Raw genomic sequence first — 15,003 nt, 5'->3', positions numbered from 1 at the left:
TGGCCGGCGCCGGCCACGCCAATGATCACGCTCTGGCCCCAGCCACGGTGCGCGCACTCCAGCGCCGCCCGCATCACGTTGGTGTTGCCAATGCACTCGAAGCTGTGGTCCACACCCCAACCGGTCATTTCAACCACGACCTGCTGGATCGGCTTGTCGTGGTCCTTCGGATTGACACAATCGGTGGCGCCAAACTGCTTGGCCAGCTCGAATTTTGACGGATTGGTATCGATGGCGATGATGCGACCGGCCTTGGCCTGGCGCGCGCCTTGGATAACCGCCAGGCCAATACCGCCGAGACCAAACACCGCAACGCTGTCGCCCTCGGCCACCTTGGCGGTGTTGTGCACGGCGCCAATACCGGTAGTGACGCCACAACCCAGCAGGCAGACGTGTTCCGGGTTGGCTTCCGGGTTGACCTTTGCCAGCGAGACCTCAGCCACCACGGTGTACTCGGAGAAGGTCGAGCAGCCCATGTAGTGGTAAATCGGTTCGCCGTTGTACGAGAAGCGGCTGGTGCCGTCCGGCATCACGCCCTTGCCCTGGGTAGCGCGCACCGACGTACACAGATTGGTCTTGCCGCTCTTGCAGAACAGGCACTCGCCGCACTCGGCGGTATACAGCGGAATCACGTGATCGCCGGCCTTCACCGAGCTGACGCCCTCGCCCACTTCCACCACGATGCCGGCACCTTCATGGCCCAGCACGCACGGGAACAGGCCTTCCGGATCATCACCGGACAGGGTGAAGGCATCGGTATGGCAGACACCGGTATGGGTGATCTTGACCAGCACTTCGCCTGCCTTCGGCGGTGCGACATCGATCTCGACGATCTGCAAAGGCTGGCCCGGACCAAAGGCAACGGCGGCACGTGATTTCATGTGGTTTCTCCTGCGGGAATGACGAAGGACGGCGCAACGCGCCGACCGGAATTATTTGAGATAGGAACGGATCAGGCTGGACATCTCGGCAACGCGCGTGGCGCGCTGCGCGTCGGAGCGCGCGGGCTGGCCGAACTCCTCGCGCAGGTGGGCTTCCATCACCTCGGACATCAGCCCATTGACCGCGCCACGGATGGCCGCGATCTGCTGCAGCACCGGATTGCAATCGGCACCGGCCTCCAGGGCACGCTCCAGCGCATCGCACTGGCCACGGATGCGCTTGACCCGGGCCAGCACCTTCTTTTTCTCTTCGGGGGAGTGCGGCATGGCTGCGCCCGTATCCTGTACTGGGGGATAGTATATTTGCGGGCATCGGCATTTGCTATCCGTCGATGTGCTTTTGCGGACAACAAGTGGACATATGCCCCGCCAAAGCAGCCCGTTCGAAAGCTTTTGCTGATCCCAGCCAACGGGCCTGCGGATGACGCTTTCGTTCGAAAAAAGCCCTCTTCCAACTCCAGGATGTGAGCTGCCTGCGAATGATCGGGCGACTCAATCTGCCTGCATTTCGTGCCCCTCCTTTATGCATCTCGGTTGCCTGCCGGCCGATGCCTGAGCCAGGGCCCACTGCATGACTTTCGGCAGGGATGAATGGTGTTATACATAACTATAGTATCAACACACCAAGCAAAGACCGAACGGACCGGCGGTGACCGGCAGCGCGCCCTCCCAGCTCGGCCAGGCCAGGCAAACCACATCAGCATCCAAGGGAAACAAATGAGCGCAGGCAGATTGAAGGTGTGGGCCGTAGCTGGACTGTTGTTGTTGGCCGCTGCGGCTGTGCAGGCAGGCGATGCAGCGGTGAACCGGGGCGCTTATGTGCTGAACGCCGATCAGTCGGGAACGGGGCCGATCACCGTGGTTTTCGAGTCGGGCTTCGGCCAGGGCAAGGATGTCTGGAAGGACGTGATCGCAGCACTCGGTTCCGGCTATCGCAGCATCACCTATTCCCGCGCCGGGCTAGGCAAATCGAGCAGCGATGACAGGCCCAGGGATATCGACGCCCATCTCGTTGACCTCGGCGCGGTGATCGATGACCTGGCCAATGGACAGAAAGTGGTGCTGGTTGGACATTCGTACGGAGGGTTGCTTGCCACCGAATTCGCTCGACGCCGCCCTGAGCAGCTGCGAGCCTTGGTACTGGTCGACCCGGCCACGCTGGGCCAGCGGCACGCCTTCAAGCAAGCTGATGCAGCGCGTGTGCTTGCCGATGATGCTGCCTTGCTGGGCATGCTGCCGCCGTCGATGGCAGCCGACTATTAAATCTTGACCGCGCAGCTGGACGCGCCGGGCGCACAGACACCGCTCGCCATGCCGGACCTACCGGTTGCGCTGCTCACCGCAACACAGGTCGCCGCCGAACCCTTCGTCTTCGTGGAAACTGCTGCGGGCAAGGGCCTGTGGAAGGCGCAGCACGCGGCATTGTTCTCAGGCTTCAACCGCGGCTTCCACCGCAACTTTTCCAGCGGCCACAACATTCACCGCGACAACCCAGCCGTGGTAGCCGAGGCGATCAAGGAAATTGCGGATTGAAACCCCGAGTGCCGCGGGCGGGTTCGATACAAACCCAACCTGATCTCGGCTCTCCCGATCTTTGCCCTCGACTTCCAAGGCATCCCTGACGCTATGAAAAAAATGCTTGTCGCGCTGCTGCTTTTCCCAACGCTCGCCCTTTCGCAGGGGGTGATCTCTTCGCCACTGTCACCACAGGCAGTACCTGCGGAACAGCTTGATGGCTTGCTCGACCATGTCGAGAACGACAATGGTGGCATCGGCAGCGTCTCCATTTTCAAGGATGGCCACGAGGTCTATGCCAGAAGCTTCGGGCAGAACAACCTGCCCGGGGTTGCTCATGATGAAAACAGCAGATACCAGATCGCGTCAGTGACCAAGATGGTGACGGCGATTCTTGCGTTCAAACTGATCGAACAGGGTCGATTGCGCCTGGATGACAGCCTGTCCGAATTTTTCCCGGATATGCCCTCCGCGCGAAAGATAAGCATCGGCAACCTGCTTGGGCATTCAAGTGGCCTGGGAAACTTCGCGATCAGGAATGGCGATGTCTGGGTGGTTGATCCGGTAAGCCAGGATGAGATTCTGCAGGAGATCAGAAAGCAAGGTGTCGCATTCGAGCCTGGCGAACGGGTCGCCTACTCGAACTCGGCCTACTTCCTGCTGCGGATGATCATCGAGCAGATATATGGGCGTGACTACCATGACATCGTCGCGCAGGAGATTGCAGCACCGCTTGACCTGCAGAACTTTGCCTCCGCTCGCGCGCACCCCGCCAACACCTTCAAGTCCTATGCATTCACCGGGCAATGGCGGCAGATCAAGGATATCGAGTACACCAACGTGATCGGCGTTGGTGATATCGCAAGTACCACGCGGGATCTGAACACACTGATCACCGGCCTGTTCCAGTACAGGATTCTGCGCAGGGATACCGTGGAGCAGATGCAGCCGATCCTGGGAAAAGGCTGGGGCATGGGCCTTGCGGAGTTTACGTATGGGGAGGATCGCTTTATTGGCCATGGCGGAGACGTGCTAGGCTCCCATTCGCGGGTCATCTACAACCCGAAGGATGACCTGGCGATCGCGTACTCGACCAATGGCGAGCGCATCCCCACCAACGCTTTTCTGGAAGCCATCGTGGAGACTGTCTATGGACGTGATGTCACGTTGCCGGCAATAAAGTAGTCGTTGATTGGTCGCGCGGCGGCTGGTTTGGTGTACGTGTAACGCCTTTGCCGAGCATGGCTCGGCACTACCGTAGGCGGCAGCCCCGCCTGCTAATCTTGATCGCCTGTTAATCTTGGCCGCCTGCACACGTGCCGCCTGCTGCCACCGCTCCCATGCCCGATCCCCTCGACAGCACGCCCCTGCACTATCGTCTGGACGACCTGCGCATTGATGTGGCCCGGCAACGCGTGCTGCGCAACGACGGTCAGCTGCTGGATGTCGCCGGTCTCAGTTTCCGCCTGCTGCACTATCTGTTGACGCAGGGCACGCGGGTGGTCGGCTTTGATGCCTTGATCGCCAACGTCTGGGCACCGGCAATCGTCAACGAGGAAACCGTCACCCAACGGGTGCGGCTGTTGCGTCAGGCACTCGGCGACGACGGTCGCACGGCCCGCTACCTGCGCTCGGTGCGTGGCCAGGGCTACCAGCTCTGCAGTGAGCCGGTGGCTGATGATGCGCAGGCTGCCGCAGTGGCAACGTCCGGGTCTGCACGGGCAACTACCTCATGGCGACGCATTGCCCTGCCGCTGACAGCGGCGCTGCTGCTCGTCGCCGGTCTTGCATGGTGGCGTTGGCCCTCGGATGCACCGGCGCAGCCACCGCTGTTGCAGCGCGCGGACTACTACGCAGGCATCGGCCAGCGCGACAACAATGAGCGCGCCATTGCCTTGTACAAGCAATATCTGCAGCAGGCTCCGGACGATGTGCAGGCACAACTCGGTGTTGCTCGCGCACAGGCCGCCCGCGCCTGCCTGTACAACGGCACCGCCGAGGATGCCGCGCAGGCACAGGCCCTGGCCGAAGCAGTGATCGCGCGGCAACCACAGTCCGCTGCCGCCTATGGCGTGCTGGCTTACAGCCATGATTGCCGTGGCCAGATCGACGCAGCGCTTGCCGCGTATGAGCGCGCGGTGCAGCTGGATCCGGGCGCCGATGGCAGCCGCGCCTCGGCAGCCTATCTCTATGCAAGGCAAGGGCGCCTGGCCGACGCATTGGCTGCCAACCTGGCGGTACGCCATCCCCAGCAGGTTCGCTTCTGGGAATTGCAGGTTGCCTCCAATCTGGATCTGCTCGGCTACAGCACGGCCGCTGAAGCACGCTACCGGCGCAGCTTCCAGCTTTACCCGGACAACGTGTTCTCCAATATCGCCTGGCCGAATTTTCTCTACGAACACGGCCGCCCCGCTGAGGCACAGGCGGCGCTGGACGAAGCGCATGCGCGCGGCACCGAACACGCGCAGTTGTATCTGCTGGCCGCCGAGCTGGCGCTGCAACGTGGCGACACTGCTGCTGCACGCACGGCATCCCAACGCGCACGCACGTTGAGGCCCGATGCAAGCCTGCCCAGAACCGTCGCCTGGCTGGCGGGCGCAGAACCGGCGCCCGCCGCATCGCTACTGTTGCAGGATGCCGCCTCGCTGCGCACTGGGCTGGCACAAGGCAGCGATCCACTCGATGGTATCGACGCTGCATTGCTGGCCAACCTGGCCGGTGACAACAAGGCCGCGATGGCGGCATTGCAGGCAGCCGTCAGTGCCGGCTACCGCAACGCCGCTTATCTGCGGGTGTCGCCGCTGTTCGCCAAGCTGCGGGAAGAGCCCGGCTTCGCACCGCTGCTGCAGGCGATAGCAACAGCGGTGGCCAGCGAGCGCGCACGTGTCATCGCCTCCGGCCAGCTGCCGGCCGATGCGCAGGCCGTTACGGCAGCGCGCTGAGCACGTAGTCCTGCAGCAGCTTCTGGGTTTGCTGATGCATGCCGCGCTGGTTGAAGTGCGTGCGCGTCACCACCATCACCAGCTGCTTCTCCGGCACCACGAACACCGCGTTGCCGCCATTGCCGGACATCGCCCAGGCATGTACCGGCTTGCCACCTGCAGTGAACGGGAAGCGCCAGATCTGGTAGCCATAGTCGGCATCGAACGGCGTCTGCGCGTGCACCTGGGTCATCGCCCGCGTCCATGCGGCGGGCAGCACCTGGCGGCCATCCCAGCGTCCCTCGTCGATGATCAGCTGGCCCAGTTTGGCCAGGTCACGGCTGCGGTACTCCGTGCCGCCACCGCCCATGCCCACACCTTCGGACGAACGGTTCCAGACCGATGTCGCAATGCCCAGTGGCCGTTCCAGTACCTCGGCGGCAAAGCGCTTCAAGGGCATGCCGCTGACGCGCTCGACAATGGCGCCCAGCAGGAAGGCATTCGCCGTGCAGTAGGCAAAGCTGCGCCCATGCGGGCTGTCGGCCGGGCGTTTGACCCAGGGCGCATAGCCGCGCTCGGGCAGGTCCAGGGTGAAGCCGGTCCAGTCGGCACTGACATACATGCGCTCCTCGTGCCCGGCCGAGTACTCGTTGTTGTCGTCGCACTCCCACTGCGCGCTCATGGTCAGCAGGTCTTCGATGCTGATTGCGTCCTTGAAGCTGCCGGGGTGGGCCGGGTGGCGGTCCGGGAAGAAGCTCAGCACGCGCGCGTCGACGCCGCTGATCATGCCGCGGTCGATGGCCGCACCGACCAGCATCGCAGTCACGCTCTTGGTCAGCGAGCGGGTGTTGTGCAGGCTGCTGCGGTCGGCGCCATTGAAGTAGGCCTCGTGCACCAGCTGGTCGCGATGCACGACCAGCACACTGGTGGTGTCCGGCGCCTGCCCGCTGTTGATCGCGGCATCCAGGGCGCTGAACCTGGCCGCATCCAAGCCATGTGTGGCCGGATCGACAAGTGTCCAGTGATCGCGGGGAGGCGGCGGCGCGGCGGCCACGGATGCGGCAACCAACAGCAGGGCGGCAACTACGGGGAAACGAATCAGTGGTGTCATCAGGGTGCTCCAGGTAAGGAGCCTGCAGACAAACATGCAGACGGATGAAGCGCCTGATGTCCGTATGAAGATAAATGAAGCCATTTCCAATCAATTACTTGGCAGCTACCTCCGCTAATTGCGTGGATGGCCACTAGCGATGAAGCCGACCGCGACAGCCACAACACAGAACGTCGCCCGGGCTGGGCGACGCCTTGGAATCATGCCGACTGCGCCTGCCGGCAGCACCGTTTCATTGACGATGTCGCCCGGCTTGCCGGAGCGGCACGCTCGCTGCGCACCGCTCAGGCCACCATTGCCCGCCCGTGCTTACAGCTCGGTCCGGCTGGCAATGAATACCGGCAACGGCACATCCAGTACCTCATCGCGCAGTGGGCGCCCAGCCAGGAAGCCGGCGATATTGCTGGCGATGGCGGGGTTGCCCAGCCACATCTCGTTGTCATGGCTGGCCCCACGCAGCAGCAGCTCCCTGCCCTTGCTGAAGCCCGGCAGCAGCGCCTGGGCATTGGCATGCGGGGTCCGGCCATCGAGCGTGCCGCTGATGAACAACACCGGCAGATCGCTGCGCAGCGGTGCACGGAATGCCTCGCCCAGTTCGAGCAGACCGCTGCCGTCGGCGACTTCCGGGAACGGGAAGTTCAGCGCGTCACCCAGCAAGCTTTGCCGCGCCTGTGCAGCAGCCAGCGCCCTGCGCTGCGGGCTCTGTCCGGACGCCACATCCATCGCCGTGGGCATGGCGCGGAACCCGCCCAGGCCCTCGCGCACCATCAAGGCGATGGCGCCAAGCAAGTCGTAATTGCCGGCCTCGGCCTCGCGCAGCGCCAGCGGCAGCATGCGCTGGGTGGAACGTCGGCCCAGCGCGATCGCAATCGCCAGCTGTGCATCGAAGGCGCCGATGGTCACCTTCCTGCCATCATGCATCGGGCTGCTGCCCTGCCCCGGCTGCTGGCGCAGCTTGGCCAGTACACGCTGTGCCGATCCCTGTAGGTCATCGAAGCCGTCTTTCGTGGCGACCACCGCCAGGTCGGCCAGCAAGGCATCGGCGGCCAGCGGCAGCTTGATCGTATCGTCAGGCCCTTCGCTGCCCATCAACACCACGCGCTCGAGACTGCCAGGGTGGCGGCGCACGGTGGCCAGGGCCAGATGCGTGCCATAGCTCATGCCCCACAGACTCAGCCGTGGCAGCTGCATCGCCTGCCGCAGGTATTCGATGTCGTCGGCACTTTCGGCCGTGGTATAGGCGCCCATATCGACGCCGGCGTTCTTCCAGAAGGCCATGCACTCGGCCAGGGTTGCCTTCAAGGCAACCAGCACCGCCTCGCGCTGCAGCGGCTGGGCGTCATCGAACTTCTGCTCGTGCGGGCATTCCGGCGGCATCTGCGAAAAATCGGTGCCACGTTGGTCGAGCAGCAATACATCGGTCTCGCGCCGCACCTGGTCGAACACCGGCCAACGCGGGCCAAGCGCGGTGCCGAAGCCGGAACCACCCGGGCCACCGGCCAGATAGACCACCGGCGCGGCGCGACCATCGCCCCCCGTCGCCGGCAACCGCACCACCCGCAGGCGGATGCGCGGCCCATTCGGTTCGCTGTGCCGGCGCGGCACTTCCAGGAAGGCCTCCTCGGTGGCGATGGTGCCATTGCCCTTGGTCTGCATCGCATACGGGGTGAACACCAGCGGCGCCGGTCCGTCACTGGCCAATACCGGCGAGGCGCAGGCCAGTGCAAGGCTGAGCGCCAGCAATCGGGCGGCGGCCGGAAGCAGCTGGCTCATGCCGCGCTTACGCGTCGCCGAAGCAGCGGTCGCCGCTTCGCGCTGCATACCTGCAAACGCTGCGTTTGAAGGTGCTGCCAGGGACTGCAGGCAGGTATGCGGAACGGAAAGAGAGTTGTTGGACATGGCCGGCTCCGATGGGCGGGAAGGTGGGTATTGCCGTGGCCTTGGCATTCCGGATGCTCCGGTTGCTTTCGCCACATCCACAGCATCTGCCGGCGCACGGCATTTGCGTGGCGAGCATCCGCCCAACAGCTCCAACGGACCGCCCAGCGTCTCCGTCCAGCCGATACGATAGCGCCATGCCGATCCTACGAACCTTGAGTGTGCTGGCCGTACTGGTCTTCGCGGTCGCCGCCTGGCTGGCCGTGCTGCTGCGCGATGCCACAACGCTGCACCTGCTCGACGGGGAAATGGCGCCGGCCAACATCACCGCTGCTGGCAGCCTGCCGACATCGCCACCACCCACACTCGACTGGCAGCCCATCGATCAGGGTGTGCTGGCCAGTTGGCGCGGCCCCTACTGGCTGCGCTGGCAATCCACTGCAGACACCGCAGCCGACGATGACGGCCGTGCACTGCGGCTTGCGCTGCGCGCCGCCAGCCAGTTGTACTGGAACGGCCAGCCGCTGGCAGGCAACGGCCGCGTCGGCATGACCGCCGCACAGGAACGCCCCGGCCAGGTCGACATCACCCGCGTGCTGCCACCTTCCGCGCCGGGTAGCGTCGACGAACTGCTGGTACTGGCCTCCAGCCACCACCAGCAATTTGGCCTGCACAGCGCCGATGCGCTGGTAGCAGTTGCGCCAGCACAGGTCCTGTACCAGCGTGGCCTGCTGCCGTGGCTGATCGCCGCCTTTGCCACTGGCGCACTTGCCGCCGCCTGCCTGTACTTCCTTGCGCTGCAGCGTGGCCGCCCGCAGATGCCGGGCGGGCGCCTGCTGCTCGCCCTGTGCGCGGTCGGCATCGCACTGCCGATGATAGAAGCCTGCCGCCCCCTGCTGGGCTATACCTATCCATGGCATGCGCCGCGCCTGTACGCCTTGCTGGTTCTGCATGTGGCGGCGGCGGTGCTGCTGCCTGCCTATCTTGCACAACGCTTCAACGTCAGCGTGCGTAGAGGCCTGCGCATCGGCTACCTGCTGGTGTTGCTGCTGGCCGTCATCGCGCTGCCCAGTTTCGATAGCCGCTCGGCGGTGGTGCTGTTGTTGAGCCTGCTTGCCTCGGCGGCCCTGCTGCTGCGTACCCAGGGCGAGCGCGAAGAACGCTGGCCGATCCTCGCCCTTCTGCTGGCCGGTGTACTGGCCTTGCTGGTCGCGCCTGGTGCCTTCCTCGACGGCCCGTACTTCCTGCTGCTTGCCGTGCTGATGGGCTTCCTGCTGCTCTGCCACGCTGCACAGGTGCGCGCCCTGGACCTGCACAACGCACGTCTGCGCGAAGAGCGCGCCAGCCTGTCGTTGCAGCTGTTGCAGCGGGGCATCCAACCGCATTGGCTGATGAACACCCTCACCTGCCTGCAGGAGCTGATCGAACAGGCACCGCCACGGGCGAGCCGGCTGGTTGAATCACTGGCCGAGCAGTTCGACCGCCTGCGCGACAGCAGCAGCCGCCGGAGCGTGCCTTTGGCCGAAGAACTGGCGCTGTGCCGCAACCATCTGGACATCGTCGGCCAGGCACTGGACCAGACGATAGCGCTGGACGTTGATGCCGATGACCTGCAGCTGTCGCTGCCGCCGGGCGTGCTGCACGCGCAGGTCGAGAACGCCCTGACCCATGCCGGAGCGGTGGCCTGCGCGCAGCACCCGTTCCGGCTGCGTGTGCAACGCGATGGCGAGCGCTGGATTCTGGAACTGCGCAGCGCCCGCGGCAGCGCGCCCCACCGTGGCCAGGGCACCGGCACCCGCTATATCGAGGCCAGCCTGGCCGCCTCCCACCCCAACTGCTGGCAGTACAGCCAAGGCGCCGACGGTGCCGACTGGTGCAGCCGAATCGAGCTGACATGCGCATCCTGATTGTCGAAGACGAACCGCTGGTTCAACAGCGCCTGCTGCGGCTGTGCGCTGAGCTGGCAGGAACCCGCGCGCGCTTCGATGCAGTCGCCGATCTGGACGCGGCCGGCGACCGGTTGCAACGCAGCGTCTACGACGGTCTGCTGCTGGACCTCAACCTTGGCGGCGAAGACGGCTTCGACCTGCTGCGCCGCGCCGTCGCCGGCCGCTACCATTGCGTGGTGGTTTCGGCCCATCGCGAGCGCGCACTGCAGGCATTCGAGCATGGCGTGCTGGATTTCGTACCGAAGCCATTTTCACGCGAACGCCTGGGCCAGGCCTTGGAGCGACTGCTGGACGTCGGCCGTTATAGTGCCGGCCGCGCCCGCTACCTCGGCATCTGGCGCGCACAGGGCACGGCCTTGGTGGAGCTGGCCGATGTGCAGTGGATCCGTGCAGATGGTGACTACAGCGAACTGCGCATGCGCGATGGCCGCAGCGAGCTGCACGACAAATCACTGGCCGGCCTGAGCGCGGTGCTGCCGCCGGATTTCGTGCGCTGCCATCGCTCCTACCTGGTCAACCTGCGCCATATCAGCAGCCTGCATGCCGGCACCGGCAGCCGTTACTGGGTGGTATTGAATGGCGGCGCCGAGCTGCCTGTCGGCCGCGCACATGTTGCCGGCCTGCGCCAGGCCTTGGCGCTGGAGTAAAGCGCCCCGCCCGCAGTCGAGCAAGCAAGCAGCCTGCGTAGCCCGGGTAAGCGCAGCGCACCCGGGGCTTTCCACACGAGTTGATTGTTGCCGGGTTTGCGACGCACATGATGCACTCGCGCTTGACGGGCTCCCGGGTGCGCTGCGCTTACCCGGGCTACGTCATGCCATCCGCACGTGATGATCAGCGGCGTGAATGAAGCGCAACGTCAAGACCTCAGCGCTTCTGTTCCGCCGCACTCGCCTCGCTCAAAGCCGCTTCGAAATCCGCCTTGGAGGTACTCACCAGGCGCGAAAGAAGGCCGGCATCCACAAACGCGTCCGCGTCACCGTCTTCCCGTCGCGCCTGCCGCTCGAGAACATCGGCAGTACCTGGATGGCCGGTCAACACGATGTCCGCGTGCATCGCAGCCAACTTGGCAAAGCTGGCACGGAAGTCATCGGCGATGGCGGGATAACTGCGATTGCCAATCAAGGTGTTGCCGGCAACGGTGAGGCTGCACAGGAACATCAACTCACGCGCCGATCCACGATCATTCACGGTCATGCTCCAACTGGTGCAACCGGGGCTGTGTCCCGGCGTCAGATGCGCGGTCAGCTCTACTTCGCCCAGCCTGATCTTCTGCCCATCAGCGACGACCTCATCCACCTTGATCGGCGCGAATGGCATCACGCCGTAGTTGTTGTCGCCCTGGTTCCTGCCATTCTCAAGCGCCCAACGATCCCCTGCACTGGCGAGATAGCGCGCACCGCTGTCGCGCTTGAGCGCAGCCATCGCGCCCACATGATCGGCATGGGCATGACTGCTGATCAGCAAGCGCACATCGCGCAACGGTACGCCCAGGCTTTCGATGTTGCGTTCGATCTGCTCAGCGTTGCTGGCCAGCGGTGCATCGAGCAGGATCGCCCCTTGCGGCGAGACAATCAGATACGCCGCCAAGCCCTCGGTGCCAACGTAGTAAACATTGTCGACGACGTGGAATGGCGCCGTGGCGGCTGTCCACTCCGGCGGGGCGCCGGCCGACGCAGATGCTGCAGCCATTCCCAAAGCGAGCACTGCAGATACGCGCAATCCCCGGCGGACTCTTTGCTTTTTCATCATCCCTGCACCTTGTTTGATATCTGCAGGAACTGTGCGCTGCGCAACGGCGCGCGACAAATGCGTAGAACTGCGCCGACGCATGAATTAATTGAGGGTCGCCGGGCCCTAGGCGGCAACTGCAGCGCCCCTTCACATCGGGTAGCTCCCGGCATGAAACGTGCCAAACACGCTGTTTTCATCGTGAAAACAACAGGCATGCGCATGGCACTGTAATTGCAGTTTCCCGATAGGCTTTTTTACGGCGATTTCATTGATCTCATATCGACGCTCGCTTGCCGCCAGCAGTATCTTCTGGCCCATCCGCCCCGAGAAGCCACAATGATCCGTCGATCCTTGTCCGTGCTGCTTCCATCCTTGCTGGCCACAGCGGTACTGGCCGGTTGCGATTCCTCAAACAAACAGAACGCGGCTTCCGCAACAACACCGACGGCGAGCCCTGCCGCGCTGCCATTGTTCGAAACCTTCGGCGACCTGCATCGCGATATCGGCAGCAGCGTGCCATTGGCGCAGCGCTATTTCGATCAGGGCCTGCGGCTGGCCTACGGATTCAACCACGAGGCTGCCGGGCGCGCGTTCGCCGAAGCAGCGCGCTTGGATCCGGCCTGCGCGATGTGCGTCTGGGGCCAGGCGCTGGTACTGGGGCCGAATATCAACCTGCCGATGGACCCGGCGGTGTCGAAGGATGCACACGCGCTTGCGGCGCGCGCCAACACATTGATCGCCGCTGCGCGCCCCGTCGATCAGGCCCTGATACTGGCCTTGCAGCAGCGCTATGCCGATCCGGCACCGGAAGATCGCAAACCACTGGACCGCGCCTATGCCGATGCAATGGCGGCGGTGGTCGCGCAGTATCCACACGACGATGATGCCGCCACGCTGTATGCCGAGGCCTTGATGGACCTCTCGCCCTGGGCCTATTGGCAGGACGGCAAGCCTGCCGAGTTCACCCAGAAACTGGTGGGCGAACTGGAACGCGTGCTGGCGCGCAATCCGCGCCACATCGGCGCGGTGCACTACTACATCCATGCAATGGAATCCTCGCCCGAGCCGAAGCGCGCCGAGCCACATGCCGATGCACTGGCGGCGTTGGCGCCCGGGTCGGGCCATCTGGTGCATATGCCGGCACATATCTATATCCGCGTTGGCCGCTACCACGATGCGACGATGACCAACCTGGCCGCAACCACCGCCGACAAGGATTTCCTTGCGGTATGCCGCGGCAGCAATGGCGTGTACCCGCTGGGCTACGTGCCACACAACTGGCACTTCGCGACCATGACCACCGGGCTGACCGGTTCGCGCACCTTGTCCATGCAGGCGGCAAGGCAGACCGCCGAACGCGCCGACCAGAAGACGATGGGGGAGGCGCCGATGCAGTTCATGCAGCAGTTCGTGGTGACGCCACTGCTCACCCAGGTCCGCTTTGGCGATTGGGATGCCATCCTTGCAGATACCAGCGCTGCCACCGAACTGCCCTATCCCACCGCCATCCGCCACTTTGCGCGTGGCATGGCGCACGCGCGCAACGCCAATCTTGAAGCCGCCGCCGTTGAAGCCGATGCGCTGCACGCTATCGCCACCGATCCGCAGATGGCGCAGATCAGCTTCTTCGACATCAACCACGCCGACGGCGTGCTGCAGGTTGCCGATGCACTGCTGCGCGGCGAGCTGCTGCGTGCACAGGGTAATACCAGGGAAGCCATCATTGCCCTGCGCCAGGCTGCTGCCGCCGAGGACGCGCTTGCCTACAACGAGCCCGCCGATTGGCCGCTGCCGGTGCGCCCCTATCTGGGCGCGGCGTTGCTTGAAGCAGGCGATGCCACGGCAGCGGCAGAGGCTTTCAATCAGGATCTGAAAACCTATCCGGCCAATGGCTGGGCGCTGTTCGGTCTGGCGCAGGCGCAACAGGCGCTGGGCGAAACCGAGGCTGCCGCCGAAAGCAGGCGCCAGCAGGCCGCGGCATGGCAATGGGCCGATGCACCACTGACTGCTGCGCGTTACTGAGCGTGCACGCGGCAGTGGCCAGCCTGGGGGCCAGCCGCGTTACCTTCAACCTGAAGCGGCCGCGTCCCTGATCAGGCGCGCGACGGAATCAGCGCGTCATCCAGTGCTGCGGCGCGCTGCCATGCCGGTCGTGCCCGCAGCTGTTCGCCATAGCAACTGAATGCATCGCGCTCGGGCAAGGTCTTGAACATCTGCCCCCACAGCACCTGGCTGCCCACATAGACGTCGGCGGCACTGAAGCGTTCGCCCAGCAACCAGGGAGAGGCGCCGGCAGCGGCCTGCTCCAAGGTATCGGTCATCTGTTCAAAACTGCCATAGCCGAGCGAGCCTGCTTTCTCCGGCGGCGGCAACGCACCGAAGGCCTTGGCGCTGATCGCCGCTTCCACCGGGCCTGCGGCGAAGAACAACCAACGCAGGTAGCTGCCCCGCAGCGGATCGTCCAATGCCGGCGCCAGCCCGGCAACAGGAAACGCATCGGCCAGATACGCACATATCGCCGCCGCCTCGGTCACCACCACGCCGCGATGGACGATGGTAGGCACCTTGCCCATCGGGTTGATGGCCAGAAATTCCGGCGCCTTCATGCTTTTGCCGAACTCCAGCACTTCGGTGCGGTACGGCTGCCCGAGTTCTTCCAGCATCCAGCGCACGATGCGGCCGCGCGACATCGGGTTGGTGTAGAAGACGATCTCTTCAGCCGTGCTGCCCATGCGTTTGACTCCCGGAAGGAGTCGGCAGTCTAGCAACTACGCGGCCCACGCCAACGACCATCAACGCCTGTTCAGCGCCCGCGCAGCAGCGTTGGAGTGGCCTGGGTCTATCGGTGGCGCACGCGGAGGTGCTGGACCATGGTGGCAGCCTGCGACTGCTCAACCGCGCCGAAGGTGGACTGCGCGCGGTACTCAGCCTGCCCTGTGGGTAACAGAGAACCTGCA

General features: G+C 64.4%; 14 protein-coding genes. 7 read left to right on the top strand and 7 right to left on the bottom strand.

The window, feature by feature from the left end; translation table 11 throughout:
• Together ABB27_RS05355 and ABB27_RS05350 are read right to left on the bottom strand one after the other, a co-directional pair.
• Positions 1-881, bottom strand: an 881-nt coding sequence (locus tag ABB27_RS05355; protein WP_057627202.1) for an S-(hydroxymethyl)glutathione dehydrogenase/class III alcohol dehydrogenase, incomplete at its 3' end; no start/stop codon positions are given.
• Between the two features lie 51 nt (positions 882-932).
• Positions 933-1,208 carry a metal/formaldehyde-sensitive transcriptional repressor gene (locus ABB27_RS05350; RefSeq protein ID WP_057627201.1) on the bottom strand — a complete coding sequence of 92 codons (276 nt, stop codon included), beginning with the start codon at positions 1,206-1,208 and terminating at the stop codon, positions 933-935.
• A 450-nt stretch (positions 1,209-1,658) separates the two neighbouring features.
• Here ABB27_RS05350 and ABB27_RS05345 point away from each other — a divergent pair, with 450 nt between their 5' ends.
• The 4 genes from ABB27_RS05345 to ABB27_RS05335 all read left to right on the top strand — a co-directional run bounded on the left by ABB27_RS05345 (position 1,659) and on the right by ABB27_RS05335 (position 5,398).
• Complete coding sequence (locus tag ABB27_RS05345; protein WP_338061718.1) at positions 1,659-2,204, top strand: alpha/beta fold hydrolase; 546 nt, start codon at positions 1,659-1,661, stop codon at positions 2,202-2,204.
• Positions 2,205-2,207: 3 nt separating this feature from the next.
• Positions 2,208-2,474, top strand: coding sequence for a hypothetical protein (locus ABB27_RS20445; RefSeq protein WP_338061717.1), 267 nt, complete (start codon positions 2,208-2,210; stop codon positions 2,472-2,474).
• A 93-nt stretch (positions 2,475-2,567) separates the two neighbouring features.
• Positions 2,568-3,641, top strand: a complete 1,074-nt coding sequence (locus ABB27_RS05340; RefSeq protein ID WP_244479147.1) for a serine hydrolase domain-containing protein — start codon at positions 2,568-2,570, stop codon at positions 3,639-3,641.
• 155 nt (positions 3,642-3,796) lie between these two features.
• Entirely contained in the window at positions 3,797-5,398 is a 1,602-nt protein-coding gene (locus ABB27_RS05335; RefSeq protein WP_057627199.1) for a winged helix-turn-helix domain-containing protein, read from the top strand.
• On the opposite strand, the gene ABB27_RS05330 is transcribed toward ABB27_RS05335, so the two are convergent.
• The gene (locus ABB27_RS05330) at positions 5,382-6,488 is read right to left on the bottom strand and encodes a serine hydrolase domain-containing protein (RefSeq protein ID WP_083491156.1); all 1,107 of its coding nucleotides are present in this window, start codon (positions 6,486-6,488) and stop codon (positions 5,382-5,384) included. The two genes, ABB27_RS05335 and ABB27_RS05330, sit on opposite strands and share 17 nt — an antisense overlap.
• A gap of 309 nt (positions 6,489-6,797) precedes the next feature.
• The gene (locus ABB27_RS05325) at positions 6,798-8,387 is read right to left on the bottom strand and encodes an alpha/beta fold hydrolase (protein WP_244479146.1); all 1,590 of its coding nucleotides are present in this window, start codon (positions 8,385-8,387) and stop codon (positions 6,798-6,800) included.
• 176 nt (positions 8,388-8,563) lie between these two features.
• Here ABB27_RS05325 and ABB27_RS05320 point away from each other — a divergent pair, with 176 nt between their 5' ends.
• Together ABB27_RS05320 and ABB27_RS05315 are read left to right on the top strand one after the other, a co-directional pair.
• A complete protein-coding gene (locus tag ABB27_RS05320; RefSeq protein WP_057627197.1) occupies positions 8,564-10,273 on the top strand; it encodes a histidine kinase in 1,710 nt (569 codons plus the stop codon).
• Complete coding sequence (locus ABB27_RS05315; RefSeq protein ID WP_057627196.1) at positions 10,261-10,962, top strand: LytR/AlgR family response regulator transcription factor; 702 nt, start codon at positions 10,261-10,263, stop codon at positions 10,960-10,962. Before ABB27_RS05320 ends, ABB27_RS05315 begins: the two co-directional genes overlap by 13 nt.
• A gap of 217 nt (positions 10,963-11,179) precedes the next feature.
• Here the strand turns inward: ABB27_RS05315 and bla are convergent, their stop codons facing one another.
• Both bla and ABB27_RS19895 read right to left on the bottom strand, forming a co-directional pair.
• Entirely contained in the window at positions 11,180-12,145 is a 966-nt protein-coding gene (gene bla, locus ABB27_RS05310) for a subclass B3 metallo-beta-lactamase (protein WP_211263670.1), read from the bottom strand.
• Between the two features lie 48 nt (positions 12,146-12,193).
• Complete coding sequence (locus ABB27_RS19895; RefSeq protein WP_161809613.1) at positions 12,194-12,364, bottom strand: hypothetical protein; 171 nt, start codon at positions 12,362-12,364, stop codon at positions 12,194-12,196.
• 18 nt (positions 12,365-12,382) lie between these two features.
• Here ABB27_RS19895 and ABB27_RS05305 point away from each other — a divergent pair, with 18 nt between their 5' ends.
• The gene (locus ABB27_RS05305) at positions 12,383-14,068 is read left to right on the top strand and encodes a hypothetical protein (RefSeq protein ID WP_057627194.1); all 1,686 of its coding nucleotides are present in this window, start codon (positions 12,383-12,385) and stop codon (positions 14,066-14,068) included.
• 71 nt (positions 14,069-14,139) lie between these two features.
• Here ABB27_RS05305 and ABB27_RS05300 read toward each other — a convergent pair whose 3' ends face one another.
• A complete protein-coding gene (locus ABB27_RS05300; RefSeq protein ID WP_057627193.1) occupies positions 14,140-14,778 on the bottom strand; it encodes a glutathione S-transferase family protein in 639 nt (212 codons plus the stop codon).
• Between the last annotated feature and the right edge of the window lie 225 nt (positions 14,779-15,003).

This window comes from Stenotrophomonas terrae (assembly GCF_001431465.1).
Taxonomy (GTDB): Bacteria; Pseudomonadota; Gammaproteobacteria; order Xanthomonadales; family Xanthomonadaceae; genus Stenotrophomonas; species Stenotrophomonas terrae.
Note: the sequence above shows the minus strand (reverse complement) of the source record. Positions and strands in the feature narration are given on the sequence as shown.

Coding starts and splice junctions, on each gene's coding strand:
- ABB27_RS05340 (WP_244479147.1), top strand. CDS start 2,568: ATGAAAAAAATGCTTGTCGCGCTGCTGCTTTTCCCAACGCTCGCCCTT.
- ABB27_RS05345 (WP_338061718.1), top strand. CDS start 1,659: ATGAGCGCAGGCAGATTGAAGGTGTGGGCCGTAGCTGGACTGTTGTTG.
- ABB27_RS05335 (WP_057627199.1), top strand. CDS start 3,797: ATGCCCGATCCCCTCGACAGCACGCCCCTGCACTATCGTCTGGACGAC.
- ABB27_RS05330 (WP_083491156.1), bottom strand. CDS start 6,488: ATGACACCACTGATTCGTTTCCCCGTAGTTGCCGCCCTGCTGTTGGTT.
- ABB27_RS05305 (WP_057627194.1), top strand. CDS start 12,383: ATGATCCGTCGATCCTTGTCCGTGCTGCTTCCATCCTTGCTGGCCACA.
- ABB27_RS05320 (WP_057627197.1), top strand. CDS start 8,564: ATGCCGATCCTACGAACCTTGAGTGTGCTGGCCGTACTGGTCTTCGCG.
- ABB27_RS05325 (WP_244479146.1), bottom strand. CDS start 8,387: ATGTCCAACAACTCTCTTTCCGTTCCGCATACCTGCCTGCAGTCCCTG.
- ABB27_RS05350 (WP_057627201.1), bottom strand. CDS start 1,208: ATGCCGCACTCCCCCGAAGAGAAAAAGAAGGTGCTGGCCCGGGTCAAG.
- bla (WP_211263670.1), bottom strand. CDS start 12,145: ATGCGTCGGCGCAGTTCTACGCATTTGTCGCGCGCCGTTGCGCAGCGC.
- ABB27_RS19895 (WP_161809613.1), bottom strand. CDS start 12,364: ATGGGCCAGAAGATACTGCTGGCGGCAAGCGAGCGTCGATATGAGATC.
- ABB27_RS05315 (WP_057627196.1), top strand. CDS start 10,261: ATGCGCATCCTGATTGTCGAAGACGAACCGCTGGTTCAACAGCGCCTG.
- ABB27_RS05300 (WP_057627193.1), bottom strand. CDS start 14,778: ATGGGCAGCACGGCTGAAGAGATCGTCTTCTACACCAACCCGATGTCG.